We start from the raw sequence: 20,489 nt of genomic DNA, 5'->3' as shown, positions 1-20,489 counted from the left end.
TGGCATCTCGCGGAGGGCGGGCGGGCGGGCGGAGGGGGTCAGGCGCCGCCGAAGCGCTCGGTGCGGATGCGCTCGGGTGGATGGCCGTGCGCCACGAGGGCGGAAGCGACGGTCTCGACGAATGACGTCGGGCCGCAGACGTAGACGGTCGGCTCGATCGAAGGCGGCAGCGTCGCCTCGGCGAGCAGGGACGGAGTGACGCGGCCGGCCAGCCGGGCGGCTCCCTCCGGCGCGACGCGCGTGTAGAGCAGTTCGGTCGCCACGCCTCCCGAGCCCGCCGACCGCTCGGCGAGCGCGAGCAGCTCGTGACCGTAGTAGACGGACGCCGGCGAGCGCACCGAGTAGAGGAGCCGCATCGGCGCCGCGCTGCCCGCGCGGGCGTGTTCGCGAGCCATGGCCATGAGCGGGACGACGCCGCTGCCTCCCGCGATGAGTTGCACGGGCTCGGTCTGGTCGGGCGACCAGACGAACCAGCCGCCGATCGGGCCCCGCACCTCGAGGGAGTCGCCCGCCTCCAAGACGTCGACGAGGAACGGTGAGACCTCTCCGTCGTCGAGCCGCTCGACCGCCACCTCGACCAGCTCTCCGGCGGAGGGTGCACCGATCGAGTACGAGCGGCTCGCCTGATATCCGTCCGGCGCGGTCAGTCGCACGTCGAGATGCTGACCGGCGCGGTGGCCAGGCCAGCCTGGCACGCGCAGAGTGATCAGGCGCGACGTGGGCGTGAGCAAGGCGACTGACTCGGCCACCGCCTCCGTCCACGTCACGAGTAACGCTGCTCGGTCCAGGGGTCTCCGTGGGAGTGGTAGCCGTTCTGCTCCCAGAAGCCTGGCTCGTCGCCCGGCATCAGGCGGAGGCTGCGCACCCATTTGGCGCTCTTCCAGAAGTACAGGTGCGGCACCAGCAGACGGGCGGGGCCGCCGTGCTCGGGCGCGAGCGGAGCACCCTCGAACTCGGTGACGACCCAGGCACGGCCGCCGCGGATCTCGGCGAGCGGCACGTTGGTGGTGTAGCCGCCGAAGCTCGTCGCCATGACGAAACGGGCCTCGCTCTCGACGCCGTCGAGCAGGGTGTCGACCGAGACGCCGCGCCAGCTCGTGCCGAGCTTCGACCACCGGGTCACGCAGTGGATGTCGGTGTGGACATCCTCGTGCGGGAGCGCCGCGAACCCGTCCCAGCTCCAGCGGCGGACTCCGCCGGGTCCGGCGTCGATCGAGAAGGCCCACTCGTGGATGTTCGGCGTCGGTCCGATCGAGAGGACGGGAAAGCCGCGCTCGAGGTATTGACCGGGCGGGAGCGCGGGATCCGCCTCTCGCTTGCCGAAAAAGCCTCGCGTGATGACGCCCATGTCTGCCCTCGTCGTCCTCGAGGCAGAGCCCCGGATGGGTGGAAACCGCAGACTCAGGCTAGCGCGCGTTACCGCATCCCCGGCGGCGCTGCGAGCCCGAGCCCGTGTCGGTGGTCGATGCGAGGATCGAGGGCATGAGACGAACCGTTGTGCCGCCGTATCTCCTCGTCCGCATCGCGCGCCTCGACGATCCCGCGTTCGCGCGGGCTGCTCGGGCGGCGAGCCGCTCGCTCGAACGCGACGCGCCGTTCCGTCGAGTGCGGCTGGGCGAGCCCGCTCCGGGCCGTTCGACGGCCACAGGTGCCCCGGCGGCCGCGCAGCGCTCGAAGCTCCACTCCCTCCAACGCACCATCTCGGATGCGAGGACGACCGAGACGCTCCCGGGCACGACCGTCAGGGTCGAGGGTGCGCCGGCGACCGGCGATCACGCCGTCGACGAGGCCTACGACGGCCTGGGCGCGATGTTCGGCTTCCTGCAGCGGGCCTACGGGCGCGACTCCATCGACGATGCATGGCTGCCGCTGGACGCGACCGTCCACTACGGCGACGACTACGACAACGCCTTCTGGGACGGCTCCCGGATGGTGTTCGGCGATGGCGACGGCCAGGTGTTCCGCCGCTTCACCGTCTCCCTCAGCGTGATCGGCCACGAGCTCGCCCACGGCGTCACCGAGTACACGGCAAACCTGGTCTATCGCGGCCAGTCCGGAGCGCTCAACGAGTCGATCTCGGACGTCTTCGGCGCGCTGCTCGAGCAGTTCGAGGCGGGTCAGGAGGCGGGCGAGGCGAGCTGGCTCATCGGCGAGGGCCTGTTCACCGAGGAGGTCCAGGGGGCCGCCCTGCGCTCGATGCTCGCCCCCGGCACCGCCTACGACGACGACGTGCTCGGACGAGACCCGCAGCCGGCGTCGATGGCCGACTACGTCGACACCGAGGAGGACAACGGCGGCGTCCACATCAACTCGGGCATCCCCAACCGCGCCTTCGCGGTGGCGGCGACGACGCTCGGGGGCGCAGCGTGGGAGCGGGCCGGCCAGGTCTGGTACGACGTGCTCACGGGAGGCGTGCTCACGGCGACCGCCGACTTCGAGGTATTCGCGGCGCTCACCGTGTCGGCCGCGGCGGCGCGCTACGGCGCCGGGTCCGAGGTCGAGTCGGCGGTGCGCACTGGATGGACGACGGTGGGGGTCGCGGTGCCGGGCGCCTGACTCCGCGCGGAGGCGCCCAGAGCGGACGTTCGCGCCGAGCGCGTAAGAGCCGAGCGCCCAATGCCAAGCACCCCCGTGCCAAGCACCCCGGATTCCGGCGGTGCCGGCGGGTAGCATCGCGCGCATGGACGTCATCGTGTCGCGCAGCGGCGGCTTTGCCGGGCTCCGCCGGGTCTGGCGGGTCGACGTCGCCGAGCAGCCCGACCAGCCGGCCTGGCGCGAGCTCCTCGACTCGCTCCCGTGGGACGACGGCGACCGCTCGTCCCCCGCGCGCCCCGACCGCTTCGTCTATGAGATCCGCGTCCAGACGCACCACGTCCGGCTCGGCGAGACGGAGCTCGACGGCGCGTGGCGCGAACTCGTCGACCGCGTGAAAAAGGCGCAGCCCCGATGACCGGACGCTGCGCCTTCGACGGCTCGGACTACTTGGTGCCGAGCAGATCGATCACGAAGATGAGGGTCTTGCCCGAGAGAGGGTGCCCTCCCCCGGCCGGCCCGTAGGCGAGGGCCGGCGGGCAGACGAGCTTGCGACGGCCGCCGACCTTCATGCCGGGGATGCCCTGCTGCCAGGCGCGGATCAGGTTGTTGAGGGGGAAGTTGATCGACTGGTTGCGGCTCCACGAGGAGTCGAACTCTTCGCCGGTGTCGTACTCGACACCGAGATAGTGCACCTCGACGGTCGAGCCGGGCTGGGCCTCGGCCCCGTCGCCGACGACGATGTCCTCGATGACGAGGGAGTCGGGCGCCGGGCCCACGGGGGCGTCGACCTCGGGCTTGGTCAGGTTCTCGCTGCTCATGCCTCAATCCTAGAGCGCGAGCGGGCCCAGTCTGAGAGCGCGCTGCGAGCGGAGGCGTGTCACTCCACCAGAGTGAGCCGCTGCGTCGGACGGGTCATCGCGACGTACAGCGCTGCCGCGCCGCGCTCGCCGGTCTGCGCGATCAGCCTCGGACGGGCGATGACCACCGAGTCGAACTCCAGTCCCTTGGCCTCGCTCGTCGAGAGCACGGCGACGGCGCGGTCGAGACCCTTCGCACCACGGCCGACCGCGCGACCGAGCTCCTGCTCCAGTCGGATCGCGATCGCGTCGAGTTCCGCGTCGGGCGCGATGACGGCGAGGGTCCCCTCCGACGCGATCTCGCGATCCTCGAGGACAGCGGCCAGCACGCGGTCGGCGAGCGGAGCGTCGCCGCGGTCGCGGACGGTGCGCACGGGCCACTCCGTCGAGCGCACCGCCTGGCCGGGCGTGATCTCGAGCCCGTTCTCGCGCGCGGTGCGCTCCGCGAAGGCGACGATCTGAGCGGGGGTGCGGTAGTTGACCGTCAGCTCCTCCAACCGCCACGGCGCGGCCTCGACACCGCGGTGCTGACGGCCGAAGGTGTCACGCAACGCCGCCTCCCAGCTCGAGGCGGCGGAGGCGCCTGATGCCTGCGCGACATCGCCCACGATCGTGAACGAGCGCATCGGGCAGCGGCGCAGCAGGACGCGCCACTGCATGGGCGACAGCTCCTGAGCCTCGTCGACGACGATGTGGCCGTAGGTCCACGAGCGATCCGCTGCAGCACGCTCCGCTGTCGTGCCGGAGGACGTGCGCTCGGCAAAGCCCGCGGCGAGCTCCTTCGCGTCGACGAGGCCCTTCACGCCCATGTTGCGGATCGCCGCCTCCGCGTTCTCGATGTCGCGGCGACGCTGCTCCTTCTCGGCTTTCTTCGACGCATCCGCGTGATCGTCGTAGCTGCCGAGGAGCTCGGCCGCCTCATCGAGCAGCGGCACGTCCGACACGGTGAAGGGCGCCTCGCGGTCGCGGCGCAGCAGCGCCCGCTGCGGACTGGTCCATCGCGGGGTGAGGGAGGCGAACCAGTTCGGTCGCGCGTAGAGGTCCTGCAGCAGCTTCTCGGGGGTGAGGGGCATCCAGGCCGTGTTGAGGGCCACACGCACGTCGTAGGCGCTGCGCACGTCGTCGCGCAGCACCGTCTCGTCGGCCTCGTCGACGGTGTTGCCGTGCGCACGGAGCTGGTCGGCGAGCTGTCGCGTGAGGCGGGTGAGCATCGCCTTGACGAAGGTCACCCGCGCCTCATTGTGCGGCTTGCGGGAGTCGCGGGCCCGCGCGATCGCGCGCTCCACCTCGTGCGGCTCGAGATGCAGCTTCTCACCGTTCACGTCGAGCACTTGCGTCTCGTGCGGCACCACCTGGCGGGAGCGGACTGCCCGCCTGAGGAGTTCGGCCATCCGCGCCGAGCCTTTCACGCGCGCGACGGCGGGCTCGTCCTCGTCGACGAGATCGCGTCCGGGAAAGAGCTGCCCGAGTGTCGACAGGACCACTCCCCTCTCACCCAGCGAGGGCAGCACGGCCTCGATGTATCGCAGGAACGACCGTGAGGGGCCGACGACGAGCACGCCCGAGGAGGCGATCCGATCGCGGTAGGAGTAGAGCAGATAGGCGGCGCGATGCAGAGCGACCGCGGTCTTGCCCGTGCCGGGTCCGCCCTGCACGACCAGCACGCCGCGCAGCTCGGACCGGATGATGCGGTCCTGCTCGCTCTGGATCGTCGCGACGATGTCGTGCATCCGCCCTGTGCGTTGGGCACCGAGCGCAGCCATCAGCGCGCCCTCGCCCTGGAGCGCGGTGCCTTCGCGCAGCAGCTCCTCGTCGAACACCTCGTCCTCGAAACGGAGCACCTCTCGCCCGCGGGTGGTGAGGTGACGGCGCGCGCGAGTGCCCATCGGTCGAGCGGCGGTCGCCTGATAGAAGGCGGCCGACTGGGGGGCGCGCCAGTCGAGGAGGAGCGTGTCCTGCTCGTCGTCGCGCAGAGCGATGCGGCCGATGTAGCGGTGCTCGGAGTCGCCGTCCGCGAGCGTGAGCCGTCCGAAGGCAAGGCGCTCGTCGGCGCCGGTGAGCGAGCGGATGCGGTCCTCGTAGAGCCGGGCGAAGGCGTCGCGCTCGGAGCGGCTCTGATGGTTGCCGCCGACGCTCTGGATCCGCACCTCGTCGAGGGCGTCGCGGGCCTGGGCGATCAGCTCGTCGAGCCGCGCGTAGAGCGCCGCCACGTACTCGCGCTCCCGAGAGAGCTCGGTGTCGAGGACCGTGCTTCCATCCGTCATGGTGCGCCTCCCGTGCATGCGCCTGCGCGGGCCGGAGCGCCGGATGCGCTTCGGAGCCGCGGGAAAAACAGGCGGTCCAGTCTAACGAGCGTTCGCAGGCGCGAGTCTCCGGAACGGGATCCCGACGCCTCTTGCGGATCGCCGCGCGGAGGAGCATGCTCGTTCTCACGAAGAGCTCGACGCCCCGTCAGAGCAGCCGGCTGCGCCGCTGCCGCAGGGCGTCGAGCTCTTTAACCCCCGTTGGCCATCCCCCGTCAGTCAGGTGGCGATCCGGGGCGACGCTCGCCGCGGGAAGAGAAGCGGTCGACTCACTGTTGCACGCCGCATGGCTACTCCGAGCAGCAGTGTCACCGCCCCCTCCCGCGCACCGATCGACCTCGCCGAGTCAGCACGTGCCGGCTGGGAGTCGTGGCTCGTGCGACGCGCCGAACGCGTCACCGCTCCTCGCGGCGATCTTGCACTGGTCGAGACCCGCTGGCTCGCGCCGGGCGAAAGCGTGGACGATGCTGCGGCGCTGGCCGGCTACGGCCCCACCGCCTCCCTCACCCGCATGCGACGCGAGAGCCTCGAGACGGGCGAGCCCGAGTATGGCTACAGAGTGTGGGATGCGGCGTCGCCCGGCATCCGCTCGTTCGATGCGATCGAGACCTTCCCCTTCGACCCGGCCTGGGTCCTGGAGGCGTGGTTCGAGCCGGTGGGCGAGGACCGTACGATCCCCTTCGAGCACCTGCGCGACAACGGCGCCACCCGCGAGCTGGTCGTGCCCGGCGACATCACCTTCTCCCTCATCGACGACGGCCGGGCGCACGAATACACGATCGCCGCCTTCGACGATGGCGGCACGCTCCTCGTGCCGTTCGCCGATCCGACCAACCGCAGCGACGATCCCGAGCTGGCCAGCTACCCGGTCGGTCGATTCCTCGTGGTGCAGAGGATCGGCGGCGCCGCCGACGCGGGAACGCCAGGCCCGGTGCTGCTCGACTTCAATCGCGCCTACATCCCTCCGTGCGGTTTCTCACCGCACTACAACTGCCCGCTGCCGCCCGCGCAGAACCGGCTCGGCGTCGCCGTGACCGCCGGCGAACGGGGCGTGCGGACCACCCCCGCGGCCTGAGCGGAGGCGCGCACGGGACCCCGCCCGAGCGGATCGGCCCTTCCTCCGCGCTGTACTCGGGCTCCGCGCCTGTCGCCGGCGGTCCGGCACTCCGGGGTCGTGTCCGATTCCCGCCATGTGGGCGGCCCTCGCCGTGACAGGCTCGACGGCATGAACCCCGACGCGCTCTTCGAGGAGCGATACCGCGCCGTCGCCTCCCGCGACACCCGCTTCGACGGACGGTTCTTCACGGGCGTGCACTCGACCGGGATCTACTGCCGGCCGAGCTGTCCCGCCACCACTCCCCTCCGCACCAACGTGCGCTTCTACCCGACAGCCGCCGCCGCGCACGAGGCGGGACTCCGCGCCTGCAAGCGGTGCCTCCCCGACGCGGTGCCGGGCTCCCCCGAGTGGAACCTCCGCGACGACACCGCCGCCCGAGCCATGCGCCTCATCGCCGACGGCATCGTCGACCGAGAAGGAGTGGAGGGACTCGCGGCACGACTCGGGTACGGCACACGCCAGCTCGGGCGGATCCTGCGGGAGGAGCTGGGCGCGCCTCCGCTCGCCCTCGCCCGCGCGCAGCGGGCGCAGACCGCGCGCCTCCTCCTGACGGGCACGGATCTGCCCGTGTCGGACGTCGCTTTCGCGGCCGGCTTCTCGAGCATCCGACAGTTCAACGCCACCCTCGCCGAGGTGTACGAGCGCACCCCGACGGCCCTGCGCGCCTCCGCCCGCAACGCCCGTTCGGGCACAGCGGTGCACGCGGGGGCGACGACGCTCGAGCTGCGGTTGGCCGTCCGGGCGCCGTTCGATCCCGGCGTCCTGGCCTTCCTCGGCTCCCGCGCGGTCGAGGGGCTCGAGGAGGCGTGGCCGGGCGGCTACGGCCGCTCGCTCTCGCTGCCGGGAGGGCCGGCGGCCGTGTGGCTCGAGGCCGACGGGGAGGCGATCCGCTGCACGGCCACGCTCGCCTCCGTCGCGGACGTCGGGCCGCTGGTGGCGCGGGTGCGTCGCCTCCTCGACCTGGACGCCGACCTCCGCGCCATCGACGACGCGCTCTCCGACGACCCCGCGCTCGCCCCGAGCATCGCGGCGCGACCGGGCATCCGCCTCCCCGGCTCGGTCGATGCCGCCGAGACGCTCGTGCGGACGCTGCTCGGCCAGCAGGTCTCGGTTGCGGCGGCGCGCACGGCCGCCACCGGCCTGGTGGCCGCGCTCGGCGAGACCCTGCCGGACGCGATCGCGGGCGGCACGATCGCGCGCGCATTCCCCTCCCCAGCCGTGATCGCCGAGCGCGGTGCAGAGGTGCTGCGCGGGCCGGCGCGACGCATCGACACCGTGCGGCGCGTCTGCGGGCTGCTCGCCGAAGGCGCGCTGAGCCTCGAGGGGAGTCGGGAGGACCTCGCGGCGGAGCTGCTCGCGATCCCCGGCATCGGCCCGTGGACCGCCGGCCTGGTCTCGCTTCGCGTGACCGGCGATCCCGACGTCCTCCTCACCGGCGACCTCGCCCTGCGGAACGGCGCGGGCGCGCTGGGCCTTCCCGAGCAGCCCCATGCCCTCGCCGAGGCGGGACGTCGCTGGGCTCCGTGGCGCAGCTACGCCGGGATGCACCTGTGGGCGGCGGCTACTGCGGCGCGGGCGGGTCGATGACGGGGATCGCTGCAGTCATCGCCTCGATGCCCGAGAGCCGCGCCGGCGAGATGAGTCGCATGACGTCCTCGCGAGACATCAGCCCCGCCTCGACGACGAGATCGGCGACGTTACGGCCTGTCGCGAGCGCCGCCTTCGCGAGCGCGGCGGAGGCCGTGTAGCCGATGCTCGGCGTGAGAGCGGTGACGACGCCGACCGAGGAGGCGACCATCGCCTCCAGCCGGTCGACGTTCGCGGTGATGCCGTCGATGCAGTTCTCGCGGAGGGTCGCGCACGCCTGCGTCATCCACGTGATGCTCTGCAGGAGCGAGTGGGCGATGACCGGCTCGAAGGCATTGAGCTGCAACTGACCCGCCTCGGCCGCCATCGTGACCGTGACGTCGGCTCCCGCGACCGAGTAGGCGACCTGGTTCACCACCTCCGGGATCACCGGATTGACCTTGCCCGGCATGATGCTCGAGCCCGCCTGACGCGGCGGCAGATTGATCTCGCCGAAGCCCGCCTGCGGGCCAGAGGAGAGCAAGCGCAGGTCGTTGCAGATTTTGGAGAGCTTGATGGCCGAGCGCTTGAGCGCGCTCGAGAACGACATGAAGACTCCGGCGTCGCTCGTGGCCTCGACGAGGTCTTGCGCCATCTCGAGGTCGAGGTCGGTGATCGCGTTGAGGTGACGCACGGCGGCGGCCCCGTATCGCGGGTCGGCGGTGATCCCCGTGCCGATCGCGGTCGCTCCGATGTTCACCTCGGCGAGCAGCCAGATCGTCTCGGACAGCCGGGCGTGGTCTTCGCCGAGGGTGGTCGCGAAGCCGTGGAACTCCTGCCCGAGGGTCATCGGCACCGCATCCTGCAACTGGGTGCGGCCGACCTTGAGGACGCTGCCGAACTCGACCGCCTTGCGCGAGAACGAGGCACGCAGGAGGGCCAGCTCGTCGAGCAGGCGACGCAGCGACCAGGTCATCGCGATCTTGATCGCCGTCGGGTACACGTCGTTCGTCGACTGGCTGCGGTTGACGTCGTCGAGGGGGTGCAGCTGGGAGTAGTCGCCCTTGGCATAGCCGCCGATCTCGAGGGCGACGTTGGCGACGACCTCGTTGGCGTTCATGTTGGTGGAGGTGCCGGCTCCCCCCTGGATCACGCCGACGACGAACTGATCGTGGAACTCCCCGTCGATGATGCGCCCGCAAGCTGCCTCGATGAGCTCGGCCTTGGCCGGAGCGAGGCTGCCGAGCTCGGTGTTGGCACGGGCAGCCGCGAGCTTGACGGTGGCGAGGGCACGCACGAGGTCGGGATAGATCGAGATGGGGCGCTTCGAGATCGGGAAGTTCTCGAGCGCGCGTGCGGTGTGGATGCCCCAGTAGGCATCGGCGGGGATCTCGAGGGATCCGAGCGAGTCGGTCTCGGTGCGGGTCGGCGCGTTCTCCGGGGTGTCCAGGGCTCGTCCTTCCGGGTCGTTCTCGGGCAGTGTGCTCGCTGCGAGGCTCACGTCCAGCTCCGTTGCTGTCGTCGTGCGACCCCACGGGTGCAGGGGGCCGCGATCTGCCCGGCCAGCCTAACGTCGGCCGCGGCGGAGGTGTCGGGGCCGCGGCGGCCGTACGACCGGTCTTCAGCCGCACCCGGTCCTCAGCGCAGGAGCGGTACCACGATTCCGACGAAGGCGAGCGCGGCCAGGAGGGCCGCCACTCCGAGCATCACGGAGTTGAGGACGATCCCCCAGACCGCCATCGTGCGGCCCGTCGGCTCGCGACGCACCCCGAGGATGCCGAACACGAGTCCCGCTGTCGGGGCGAGGATCAGGAACCCGAAGAAGATGGAGATGATGCCGAGGAGGAGGCTCACGAGCGAGAACGTGGTCGCGGGAGAGACGACGACAGGCGGGGAGGCGGGAAGGGCTCGGCATCCTGGAGCCGAGGACGCGGCGGGGTATGTCGAGTAGTCGGTCGGGGTCGTGTTGCCCGGAGTGGGGGCCTCGGCCAGCACCGCCGTGGAGCCGACGCTGTCGGTCGGCTGCTCGTCGGTGGCGAGGAGAGGGTTGCGGTCGTTGGTGGTCATGGTGCTCCTTCGGTGGTCATCGCGGCAGTGGTTCCACGCTAGGGAAGCGGTCTCCGCCGCTCCATCCGGTCAACCCCCCGACGACTCGGGCGGCCCCCACCGCGGGTGAGGGGGGCGGATGCGAGACTGACGGGAGGCGCGAGGAGGCGATGGGCGGATGGACGAGGATGAGCTCCGGCATCGCACCCGCGACAGACGAGGCGCTCGGGCGATCTGGTTCGCCGGGCTTTCGGCGCTGGCCGGTTTCGTGGTGCTCTCGCCGGTGATCTCACTCACCGCCACCGCGATGACGTGGGGCGCCCGCCGTCGGACCGGCACGCTCAGCGACCGCAACGGCGTCGTGGCCGTCAACTGGCAGCTCACCTACCTCGCCTTCCAGCTGATGCTCGTGCCGCTGCACCTCGCTCTCGTCTCGGTCCGAGACTCGCTCGGCGCAGACTGGCCGCTCGCGACGATCTCGGCGATCCTCCTCCTGGCGGCGCTGAACCTGGTGCTCTGCACGGTGCTCGGCATTCGCTCGGGGCGCGGGCACCTCGTGCGCCTGCCCATCGCGGTGCCGTTCGTCCGCTCCTCGCGACCGGAACGATGAGGAACCCGCGAGCGAGCGCCGCCTCCGTGAGCGGTGCCAGTCTGGAGGTGTGATCGCCTTCCCGCCGCCCCTGCTCGTCGTCGCCGACGACGGCACCCATCTGGCCACCTACTCCGTCGGCGAGGAGGATGCGCCCACAGTGCTCGCCGTGCACGGATTCGCGTCGAACGCCGTGCTCAACTGGGAGACGGCCGGCTGGCTACGGACCCTGTCCCGCGCCGGGTACCGCGTGGTCGCGCTCGACCAGCGCGGGCACGGCGCCAGCGAGAAGCCGCACCGCCCGGACGCGTACGGCGTGGACGCGATGGTCGCGGACATCGTGCGGGTCATCGAGTCCTACGACCTGATCGCCCCGCACTACCTCGGCTACTCGCTCGGCGCACGCCTCGGCTGGGTGCTGGGGCTCGAGCATCCCGAGCTGGTCGCGACGCTGAGCCTCGGCGGCCTGTCGGTCGGAGAGGCGCTGCGACACTTCGATGCCGACGCCGCGCGGGCACGCGTGGCGGGCGGAGGAGAGATCGACGACAGCTTCACCCGCGCCTTCATCGGCATGGCGGAGGGCGTACGCGGCAACGACCTGGCGGCGCTCGTCGCGGTGGCCGACGGAGTTCGCGGCGGCACGCATCCCGAGACAGGGCGACACCCCGCGGTGCCGACGCTGCTGGTCACGGGCGACGCCGACCCGATCGCCAGCGGAGGCGCGCGGCTCGCCGAGGAGGCCGGCGCGCGCTTCGTGAGCGTGCCGGGCCGCGACCACACCAGCACCGTGCCTGCCCGGGCCTTCAAGGACGCCGTGCTGGAGTTCCTCGCCGAGCACTGACGGGGCGCGGGCGGGGCCCGGGCCAGGTAGCCCTGCGGGCCGCCTCCCGTGCGATGCCGCCCGCCCAGTGCTGCGGAGCGCATGTGGAGCGGCCTCGGAGGTGGGCCGCGTAGCGTGCCTCTGGTGCAGGCGATCCGCGTCGAGAACCCCGGCCCCGACTCCCGGCTTGTGCTCGAGGACGTGCCCCGCCCCTCCGTCAGGGCCGGCGAGGTCCTGATCCGCGTCACGGCAGCGGGCGTCAACCGCGCCGATCTCGGGCAGCGCGGAGGCGTCTACCCGCCGCCGCGGGGCGCCTCCGAGATCCTCGGGATGGAGGTCTCCGGCACCGTCGTGGAGGCCGCAGCCGACGTCCGTGAGGGCGACGAGGTGTGCGCCCTGCTCTCGGGAGGCGGCTACGCCGAGTACGTCGCGGTCGATGCAGGCCTCGTGCTCCCCGTCCCCGCGGGCATCGACCTCGTATCCGCAGCGGCGCTGCCCGAGGCCATCGCCACGGTGTGGTCGAATCTGGTCATGGTGGCCGGGCTGGGGCCAGACGACACGGTCCTGATCCATGGCGGCGGCAGCGGCATCGGAACGGCGGCGATCCAGGTCGCCTCCGCCCTCGGAGCGCGCGTCGCCGTGACCGCGGGCAGCCCCCGGAAGCTCGAGGCCTGCCGCAGCCTCGGGGCAGACATCCTCATCGACTACCACGAGGAGGACTTCGTTCAGCGCGTTCATGCCGAGACGGACGGGCGCGGAGTCGACGTCATCCTCGACCCGATCGGCGGCGACTACCTTGCGCGCAACATCGAGGCGCTTGCGACAGGCGGTCGCGTGGTCGTCATCGGCAACCAGTCGGGCGCGCTCGGCTCGGTCGACCTCGGCGTGCTGATGCGTAAGCGCGGAGCCGTGCACGCCACGACCCTCCGCGCCCGGCCGCTGGACGAGCGACGTGAGATCGTCAGGCAGCTGCGCTCTCAGGCATGGCCGCTCATCGCGGAGGGACGGGTGCGCCCGGTGGTCGACGACGTGCTCCCCCTCGCCGACGCCGAGCGCGCGCACGAACGGATGCGCGCCTCCCGGCACATCGGCAAGCTGCTGCTCACGCCGTAGTCCTGCACAACATCAGCTGAGACAGCTCGTCGCGCACGATGGTGCACGAGAGCGCGTCTCAGCTGACGCTGTGTTGCGGACCGCGCGGCGAGCGCCGCTCAGAGCCCGGTGCGCAGCAGCCCGAGCGAGCGGTTGATGGCGTCGATGTCGACTGCCGCAGGGTCGAAGGAGGCACCCGGCGCGAGTCCGAGAGCCTCCAGCGCCTCCGCATGGTCGGCCGAGGAGGGGTCGGTGGCCGCGCGGACGGTGTCGGCCCAGGCGGCCGGGCCGCCGCTCGCGTCGAGAGGCGCCGCGCCGCGCGCACCCGTGCACCGCGGCAGAGCCGCTCGCAAGGGCGCGATCGCCTCAAGACGGATGACGTGGCGCCACTCGTCCTCGAGGTCATACACGTAGAAGAGCTCATCCGCCACATCGTTCAGCACCTCGGCGAGCACGACGCTCGCCTCGTCGACGAGATCGGAGCCGAGCTCCTCGGCGTCGGACGGCGAGCCGATACGCGCGTGATCCTCGTCAGGGACTCCCACGCTGAAGTAGTGCGGCTGCGCGTCGCTCCAGCCGAGCGCGAGCTGCACGGCGAGGTGCAGATCGCGCAGCGTCGACTCCGACGAGAGTTCGAGCGTGCGCCACACCGCGGGCTTCGTGCCGAGCACGGCGACGCGGAGCGCGTAGGCGGCGGCGGTCTCGTCGGTCGCCTCGTCGAGAATCTCGAGGCGACTGGCCTCTCGTGCACCGAGCAGCAGAATGCTCGCGCGCACGACGGACGCGATCACGGGCCGCAGCGCGTCGGGCACGGTATAGCCGAACTCGGGCGAGTGCAGGAGCAGGCCGAGCTCGGCGGCGTCGTCGAGCATCCGCTCGGCAGCGCCGACCATCCGCTCGCGCTCGTCGAGCGCCTCCTCGAGCAAGACTTCGGAGTCGGCTGCGAGCTCGTCGATCAGCTCGCCGACGACGAGGCCGGGGTGCATCGACGCCTGGCAGGCGACCGCCATGCGGACGAGCACGGCGTCGGTGATCGTGATCGCACGCACCTCGGGCGTGAACGCGCCGTTCTCGGTGTCGGCGGCAGCCAGACCCGCCTGCGCGCTGCGCGCCCACAGGTCGAGGAAGTGCGCGACGTAGGCAACGCGCTCCGCCGCCGCCTCCTGCGCGTCGGAGCTGCGCCAGAGCACGGCTGCCTCGCCGAGCACGGCAGAGCGCCCGTCGGCCTCGAGGACCTCGGAGGAGAGGAGAGCATCCCACCATGCTGCGACCGGGATGCGCACCGCGTCGTCGCTCGGGGTCGACCCGGCGGAGGCGATGCCCGCCTCGACCGCGATCTCGCGGGCCGCGCGCTCCGTGAGCGTCGCCTCATCGGTCGCGGCGAGATGCTCGACGACCACATCGGCGGCGTGGACCAGCGCGGAGGCGCGGACGGCGGCCAGCTGCTCGGCGGCGGGCACCTCCTCGAGCTCGGTGAGGTCGTCGAGGACGGCATCGATGAAGGAGCCCGCCAGGTCGAGGACCTCGTCGAGGACGGCCTGGCACTCCTCGAGCTCTTCGTCGGTGCCGGTCCAGAGATCCTCCTCGGTGAGGAAGTCGAGGAAGTGCTCGACGACCTCGGCGACGGTGAAGAGGGTGTCGTCGAGATCGGCCTCGCTCTCGTCGCCCGAGAGGTCGGCTTCGATCTGGTCGAAGACCGCCTCGAGCAGCTCCGCATCGGGGCGCGCGAAGGAGCCGCGGGGTCGGAGATCACGGGTCATCGCGAAGAGGTCGGTGAGGACGTCGACGGCCTCATCGACCTCGAGGTGCTCGTGCAGAGCGCCGACGTCGGCCAGGTGCGCGCGGTACCAGCTGCGGAACCGCACCATCAGCGCGGTCTCGGCGGTGCGCCCGCCGCCCTGTCCGCCTCCCTCGCGCCCGCCTCCGGATCGACCCTGATTGCGCTTCTTGCCCATCGTTCCTCCGCGACCGCTCCACTCACGACGAAGCAGTACAGCCTACCCAGCGCGACGACCCGGTGGAACGCCGAGAACGGGTGCTCACCGGACGTTCATCCGTCTCGCACATCCGGCGCGGAGTCGACGTCGACCGGGCGCGGTGCTGAACAGGGGGTCTCAGCGACCTCGCGTCTTCTGCCACTGTGGGAGGCCCGCTTGTCCTGCTCACCCTGGAGCACCTGTGAACCCCTCCTTCGGCGCGCCCTCCCGACGCAGCGTCTCGGCCCTCGCCGCCTGGAGCGTCCCCGTCGTCGCCGTAGCGCTCGCGGCCCCCGCCGCGGTCGCCTCCGAGACGCTGTCCGCGCCCGCCGAGCAGGAGGGGTGGAACGTCGCCGCGCGCTCGGGAACCAGCCTCTCCTCGGGCGGCCTGAGCGGCTATACGGGTTTCGCGTTCCAGGAGACGGCTGGTCGGGTCCCGGCCCCCGTGATCGCCTTCGTCGAGACGTACATCCTCGACATCACCGCGACGTGGAGTGAGTTCGAGAGCAGCTCCTCTGCGCGTGCGGAGGCACTCGGCCTCGCGGCCTCGGTGATGCTGGCGACCCTCGTGGCGCCGACCTCGACCACCGCGGGAGTCTCGGTCGGGGCCTGGAGCGCCGTCGCAGGTCCGAGCGACCAGGGTCCGACGTATGGGATCTATAACGGAGTGATCAACGGTGGCGTCTGGAACCAGGTGATCCGATGGCGCGCGACCCGCACCGTCACGGTGACGCAGCTCGGCGCCCTGGGGCAGGCGGGGTACAGCGAGGTCGCGAGCGTCGAGCGCCCCTACGGCAGCCAGACGACCGCCTTCTCGTTCTCGCTCACACCGGTCGCCGGGAGCGGTACGGTCGCCGACGACGACACGCCTGTTCTTCGGGGCACAGTCACTGTCGCGCCAAACCCGGGCCCCCCTTCCAACGGAGGCGGGGGCACGTTCCAGCCCGACAGAGGCGGAAACGGGCCGACGATCCCGCCGTCGCCCCCGGGCGGCACGCCCTTTCCGCAGCCGACCACGGGCAATCCCACGTCGGGCCCGTCCATACCGGTGCGGTGACGCCGGGCCTCGGCGTCGCGCATGTCGTGACGGCACGGCCGCCTCGCTCGCTCCTCCTCCGACCTCGCCGCCGGCGATGCGTGCGCACAGCGCCCGATGTCAGGCCCGTGCGAGCGCGGAGGCGAGCACGGCCCCGCCGACCAACAGACCGACCGTCGTCGCGTAGTAGCCGAGAATGAGGGCGAAGAGCGCCAACCCCCAGCCGGCCTCGCCGGTGCGGCGGATCTGCGCGCGCGCGACGTGTCCGCAGACCACTCCTCCGATGCCGGCGAAGAACGAGAGCACGAAGGCGACGACGGCCACCGTGTTCACGCGCGGATCGGTGACGAGGCCGGCATCACGGCGCGCCCGGCCCTGCGCGAGCGCGATCGGGAGCCCGATCGCCAGCACGATCACCGGAGAGAAGACGACGAGGATGAGGAGCAGGTGCCAGCCCTGCAGTCCAGCGAACATGCTTCGACGGTAGCGGAACACGCCTCCTCAGAGCGCGGGCGGAGTCAGCCGGCGAGACGGAGGTGGCGCGTGGCGATCCACCAGCAGGAGCCGTAGGCGAGGACGTCGCCCGCGAGCGAAGCGCAGGCGCCGCGCGTCGCGGAGGACACAGAGCAGCCGGCCGACTCTTCGTCTCGCGGCTCGGCGTCGGTCGTCAGCTCGTCGTGGCGGCGGGCATGTCACTGCCCTCCGATGCCGCCGTGGCGGCGGCGACACCTCGACCGAAAGCCTGGCCCTGCAGGATCGCTCCCAGGTCGACGCCGGTCGCCGACTTGACGCTGTCGAACGTGGCGGCGAGGCTCGCCGCCTGCTCGCGGGCGATGTGCGTGCCAGCGGTATCGCCGCCGATCAGCGTGATGGTGCCGACGTTCTGATAGCCCTTCGCGAACTCGGCCATGAGCGCCGGGAGCTGCCCGACGAGCTCGCGACCGAGGACCGCCTCCTGGTTCTCGCGGAGCGCCTCCGCCTCGGCCTGGATGGCCGCCGCGCTCGCCTCGCCCTTGGCGCGCAGAGACTCCGCCTCGGCCGCGGCCCTCACCCGCAGAGCCTCCGCCTCTGCGCCCGCCTGGGCTCGCAGCGCCTCCGCTTCCGCCTCAGCACGCGCACGGACGGCAGCCGCCTCGGCCGCGGCCGACGCCTGCCGGGCCTCAGCCTGTCGCTGGACGGCATAGGCCTCGGCGTCGGACTCCTGCTGCGCGACCTGACGATCGGTCTCGGCCTTCTTCTGGCGTGCGTACGACTCCGCATCGGCCTCGGTCTGGCTGCGGTACTTCTCGGCATCAGCGACGCGCTTGACGTCGGCGTCGAGCTCGGCCTGCCGATTCTCGGCCCGCTGCACGAGAACGGCCTGCTCGCGCTCGGCGCGGGCGAGATTCTCGGCCTGCTCGGCTTCGGCGTTGGCGCGACCGACCTCGGACTTCGATGCGGCGGTGTTCTTGTCGTACGCGGTCTGCTCGATCAGATTCGCTTCTTCGGTCGCGAGCTGACGTGCCTTGACCTCGCGGGCCGCGTTGATGCGAGCGACCTCAGCCTCCCGCTTGACCCGCTCGACCTCCTGAGCGCCGAGGGCGTCGATGTACCCGTTGCGGTCGGTGACACCCTGGATCGCGAACGAATCGAGGACGAGGCCCTGGGCGAGCAGGTCACCCTTGATGCCCTCGGCGATCTCGTCGCCGAGCTTCTGTCGGTCCTGCATGACTTCTTCGACGCTGAGCTTCGCCACGACACCGCGAAGGGCGCCCTCCAGCTGCTCGGTCGTGAAGACATCGATCGCCTGGTCCTGCGAGGCGAATCGCTCCGCGGCAGCACGCACCTGGTCCGGCGTGGATCCGATCTTGACGAGGGCGACACCGGCGAGGTGGATCGTCACGCCGTTCTTCGTCTGGGCGACTGGCTCCATCTTGATCTGACGGGAACGCAACGAGATGCGGTCGGACCGCTGGGTCAGTTTGTTGACGAAGGCTCCGCCTCCCGTGATGACGGTCATGTTCGAGGTCAGTCCGTCGTCGCCGCGCTGCTTTTTGCCGATGATCACGATCGCCTCGTCCGCTTGCGGCACCTGATACCAGGCCCGGAAGATGAAGAAGCCGATGAGCGCACACAGCAGCACCGCGCCGACGGCGACCCCTACGGCGACGATCCAGAACAGATCGAGTTCCATGGACGAGCGACCCCCTTCATCGAACCCGCCGGGCGCGGGTTTCTGAGAGAACTATAAGGCGCAGGGGACACCGAGGGATCCGATGTGGCAGGCGCCAGGCGAGGTGGCGCCGGGGTTCTTCGCGCGCTGCACCGCCACGATGCGCGGATGCGCGCAATTGCTCGGTTCAAGAAATCAACGAGAGAGCGCTCTTGTCGATCAGTTCAATCCACGAACCCCCGCACTCGAGCAAGATCGAAGACCCCCAGAAGAAGCGTAGGAGGATGTTCGGCGAACACGATCAAATTATCCTCCTTGAAAAGTTGGACGGAGTCGGCTTCTCGTCCGACCATGTGAACAGCGCCAAGAGAATGTAAGTCCGCGAAAGAGCGAGTCGCGCGCAGAGATACCGCTCTGCTTCGCGCCACAGCTCCGACGTCGACGCACGCAGAGATCGTTCGAAAGCATCGAGGGCCAACCTCGTCCGGTCCGAGTTCAACATAGCCTGACCAGCCAGGCGACGAGCACCCCCGATTCGCGACGTAGCGCCGTACCGGGCAGAAATTTCGCTTTTCCCCAGTGGTCAAGCAGAACGGTTGAACAATCAGTCTCTCTGGCCCAATTAGACTTATCGCACGAGCATCGTAATCAATCCTTTGTATACCAGATCATCCGCTTGTCCAACCCAGTACCATCGGGCCGAGTATAGGGCAACATGAACATTCTTGCGTACGTTCTCATCCATAATTGTGATCATAAGCCCGCGCTCATCACCCTCAAAAAATTTGATTCGGCCGAGATCTGCGTCTACCAGACAGCTCCTGTCGATTTTTGCGGCCAAGTATAATTCATGGTCGTTAGACCAGATATTAACGTAATTTTCGGAAAGAGTAATACCGACAAATCTTTTTTTATCGGCCACAAACCGACCTTCGCTCGAAGGGTGACTTCTGATAAATTTCCGAAAATCGCGAGCCGGTCTCGCGATCCAAAATTCAGTATTATTCCCCCGAATCAGTGCGCTTTTCAACCCAAGCGCCTGTCCTATGACCACGTAGTAGACAATACACAAAGGAATAAATGCTGAACTAAGACCCAGGAGGAATTCAGGTCCGATCGAAATGCCGTTGCCTTTCCAAACGACCAAGGTAGTTACGACGGTGGTAGCAGCTATTGCGATGACCGCGACCAAATAGCGGAGCGACAAACGCGGACCATGCGGATTTCCGTTAGAACTCATTATTACACCTTGTAACTGGATTCGAAGGCGCTTAACGAACTCATCAGCAATTCGCCTTGTGCGGCGGGTTGTGGTGCCAAGATTACCCGGGAATATTCTTGATGACGGCACGAAGGGCAATGACACGCCATCTGCGCCCGATAGCACGAAAGCTGGCGCGAACTGGACTCTATAGAATTCCACGTAATCGATTTCAACACCGTTGATCCACTTCCGAGGAATGCGCGCAACGACTCCCGTCCTGTCATGAAGGACTAATCCATCACTGTTTGCTTCAGCCAGGAAAAGTCGCCCCGTGGGCCAAATCCCAAAGGCTTCAGGCATGTCAGGCAGACGCTCTTGATTACAGAACACTTCGCTCGCCGGGTTAACTTGAAGGGTCTTGAAGAAACCCCTGTACTTTACGCGCATGAATACGACCATTACGGCGAAAATTAGCAAGACTGGAACGAGGACCCAGATGGCTCCCCCACTCAGGCTGCTTTCGCGTCGAAAGTCGAGCCATATGAAAGCGCCAACGAAAAGTAGAACTCCGGTCGCGTAGAGGGGGTATACAAATCGCTTCACGTTATTCTTCCTCAAAATTGTTGAACAACATCGCCGCTGAGCATGGTGAGGTCCCATCTTAGTTCCCGCGCGCCCGCGGCCATGGAACCCCCGAATGGCCCCACCGCTTCAAACATCAGTGCTGTTCGGCAGGTTGGAGTAGAGACACCGACCCCCATGCAGGTGTAGAGAGTGGACAGCCCTCCTGTGATGGCCGCAATTGGAGCCGCGATCGGAGCCGCTCCGGGTATCAACGCGATGATTGCAGCGCCGATTGCAATCCAGCCAATGACAGTTCCCATATCTTTGAGATTGGACTTTACTTGAGCATCGGAAATCTTTGCGGGCTGCGGACTGGGTCCACCTGTACAGGAATTTCGGATACAACCCGATTTTGGGGCGATGGGTGTAGCGGAAGGTCGGCTCGATGTAATGCCACCCTTGCCATCAGGAACGATGGTGTACCCGCTCTTGTTATTGACGAGTCGCTCCGCAGAATCCGCTGAGAGCTCGCCGGTGAGGTCGAGCTTGTTGATTGGATCGAGAGGGTAGTTGTAGTCGTTGTCCACTCCTCCCTCTACTGGGTCGGTGGAGAGGAAGCGGCCGAGCGCTGC

19 protein-coding genes are annotated in these 20,489 nt (G+C 69.5%); 8 read left to right on the top strand and 11 right to left on the bottom strand.

The features are described 5' to 3' along the window. Positions 1 to 38 precede the first annotated feature (38 nt). Positions 39 to 749 (bottom strand): FAD-binding oxidoreductase, encoded by a 711-nt coding sequence (locus ITJ45_RS13530; protein WP_323743059.1) that lies wholly within the window; start codon positions 747 to 749, stop codon positions 39 to 41. Between the two features lie 14 nt (positions 750 to 763). Then, the gene (locus ITJ45_RS13525; protein ID WP_194610987.1) at positions 764 to 1,348 is read right to left on the bottom strand and encodes a molybdopterin-dependent oxidoreductase; all 585 of its coding nucleotides are present in this window, start codon (positions 1,346 to 1,348) and stop codon (positions 764 to 766) included. A gap of 134 nt (positions 1,349 to 1,482) precedes the next feature. Here ITJ45_RS13525 and ITJ45_RS13520 point away from each other — a divergent pair, with 134 nt between their 5' ends. Beyond that, entirely contained in the window at positions 1,483 to 2,556 is a 1,074-nt protein-coding gene (locus ITJ45_RS13520) for a M4 family metallopeptidase (protein WP_194610989.1), read from the top strand. Positions 2,557 to 2,680: 124 nt separating this feature from the next. Continuing rightward, positions 2,681 to 2,950, top strand: a complete 270-nt coding sequence (locus tag ITJ45_RS13515) for a protealysin inhibitor emfourin (protein ID WP_194610990.1) — start codon at positions 2,681 to 2,683, stop codon at positions 2,948 to 2,950. A 28-nt stretch (positions 2,951 to 2,978) separates the two neighbouring features. Here the strand turns inward: ITJ45_RS13515 and ITJ45_RS13510 are convergent, their stop codons facing one another. Continuing rightward, positions 2,979 to 3,353: an FKBP-type peptidyl-prolyl cis-trans isomerase gene (locus ITJ45_RS13510; protein WP_194610993.1), complete on the bottom strand. Its 375-nt coding sequence runs from the start codon at positions 3,351 to 3,353 to the stop codon at positions 2,979 to 2,981. Positions 3,354 to 3,412: 59 nt separating this feature from the next. Continuing rightward, positions 3,413 to 5,656 (bottom strand): HelD family protein, encoded by a 2,244-nt coding sequence (locus tag ITJ45_RS13505; protein ID WP_194610995.1) that lies wholly within the window; start codon positions 5,654 to 5,656, stop codon positions 3,413 to 3,415. 325 nt (positions 5,657 to 5,981) lie between these two features. Between ITJ45_RS13505 and ITJ45_RS13500 the strand changes: the two genes are divergently transcribed. Then, on the top strand, positions 5,982 to 6,770 hold the full coding sequence (locus ITJ45_RS13500; protein ID WP_194610997.1) for a DUF1684 domain-containing protein: 789 nt from the start codon (positions 5,982 to 5,984) through the stop codon (positions 6,768 to 6,770). 150 nt (positions 6,771 to 6,920) lie between these two features. After that, positions 6,921 to 8,399: an AlkA N-terminal domain-containing protein gene (locus tag ITJ45_RS13495; RefSeq protein WP_194610999.1), complete on the top strand. Its 1,479-nt coding sequence runs from the start codon at positions 6,921 to 6,923 to the stop codon at positions 8,397 to 8,399. Here ITJ45_RS13495 and ITJ45_RS13490 read toward each other — a convergent pair. Together ITJ45_RS13490 and ITJ45_RS14125 are read right to left on the bottom strand one after the other, a co-directional pair. Then, a complete protein-coding gene (locus tag ITJ45_RS13490; RefSeq protein ID WP_416365306.1) occupies positions 8,374 to 9,858 on the bottom strand; it encodes an aspartate ammonia-lyase in 1,485 nt (494 codons plus the stop codon). The two genes, ITJ45_RS13495 and ITJ45_RS13490, sit on opposite strands and share 26 nt — an antisense overlap. A 158-nt stretch (positions 9,859 to 10,016) precedes the next feature. Then, a complete protein-coding gene (locus ITJ45_RS14125; RefSeq protein WP_228493990.1) occupies positions 10,017 to 10,445 on the bottom strand; it encodes a DUF4190 domain-containing protein in 429 nt (142 codons plus the stop codon). 157 nt (positions 10,446 to 10,602) lie between these two features. On the opposite strand from ITJ45_RS14125, the gene ITJ45_RS13480 reads away from it, so the two are divergent. The 3 genes from ITJ45_RS13480 (at position 10,603) to ITJ45_RS13470 (ending at position 12,946) form a co-directional block, all read left to right on the top strand. After that, positions 10,603 to 11,034 (top strand): DUF4870 domain-containing protein, encoded by a 432-nt coding sequence (locus tag ITJ45_RS13480; protein ID WP_194611001.1) that lies wholly within the window; start codon positions 10,603 to 10,605, stop codon positions 11,032 to 11,034. 49 nt (positions 11,035 to 11,083) lie between these two features. After that, positions 11,084 to 11,854, top strand: a complete 771-nt coding sequence (locus ITJ45_RS13475; RefSeq protein ID WP_194611003.1) for an alpha/beta fold hydrolase — start codon at positions 11,084 to 11,086, stop codon at positions 11,852 to 11,854. A gap of 123 nt (positions 11,855 to 11,977) precedes the next feature. Continuing rightward, the gene (locus tag ITJ45_RS13470) at positions 11,978 to 12,946 is read left to right on the top strand and encodes an NAD(P)H-quinone oxidoreductase (protein WP_323743060.1); all 969 of its coding nucleotides are present in this window, start codon (positions 11,978 to 11,980) and stop codon (positions 12,944 to 12,946) included. A gap of 98 nt (positions 12,947 to 13,044) precedes the next feature. Here ITJ45_RS13470 and ITJ45_RS13465 read toward each other — a convergent pair whose 3' ends face one another. Continuing rightward, positions 13,045 to 14,880 (bottom strand): plasmid pRiA4b ORF-3 family protein, encoded by a 1,836-nt coding sequence (locus tag ITJ45_RS13465; RefSeq protein WP_194611008.1) that lies wholly within the window; start codon positions 14,878 to 14,880, stop codon positions 13,045 to 13,047. Positions 14,881 to 15,103: 223 nt separating this feature from the next. On the opposite strand from ITJ45_RS13465, the gene ITJ45_RS13460 reads away from it, so the two are divergent. Continuing rightward, a complete protein-coding gene (locus ITJ45_RS13460; RefSeq protein ID WP_194611010.1) occupies positions 15,104 to 15,958 on the top strand; it encodes a hypothetical protein in 855 nt (284 codons plus the stop codon). Between the two features lie 99 nt (positions 15,959 to 16,057). Here ITJ45_RS13460 and ITJ45_RS13455 read toward each other — a convergent pair whose 3' ends face one another. From ITJ45_RS13455 to ITJ45_RS13440, 4 genes are all read right to left on the bottom strand, one after another. Then, complete coding sequence (locus tag ITJ45_RS13455; protein WP_194611012.1) at positions 16,058 to 16,411, bottom strand: DUF4190 domain-containing protein; 354 nt, start codon at positions 16,409 to 16,411, stop codon at positions 16,058 to 16,060. 193 nt (positions 16,412 to 16,604) lie between these two features. Continuing rightward, positions 16,605 to 18,110 (bottom strand): SPFH domain-containing protein, encoded by a 1,506-nt coding sequence (locus ITJ45_RS13450; RefSeq protein ID WP_194611014.1) that lies wholly within the window; start codon positions 18,108 to 18,110, stop codon positions 16,605 to 16,607. A 607-nt stretch (positions 18,111 to 18,717) separates the two neighbouring features. Further along, positions 18,718 to 19,740, bottom strand: a complete 1,023-nt coding sequence (locus ITJ45_RS13445) for a hypothetical protein (RefSeq protein ID WP_194611017.1) — start codon at positions 19,738 to 19,740, stop codon at positions 18,718 to 18,720. A 167-nt stretch (positions 19,741 to 19,907) separates the two neighbouring features. Then, the coding region (locus ITJ45_RS13440) for a hypothetical protein (protein WP_228493991.1) at positions 19,908 to 20,489 on the bottom strand (582 nt) is incomplete at its 5' end.

Origin of the sequence: Rathayibacter sp. VKM Ac-2879 (genome assembly GCF_015351245.1) — a bacterium.
Classification (GTDB): Bacteria; Actinomycetota; Actinomycetes; order Actinomycetales; family Microbacteriaceae; genus Rathayibacter.
The sequence above is the reverse complement of the archived record's forward strand: the minus strand, read 5'-3'. Positions and strand labels throughout refer to the sequence as shown.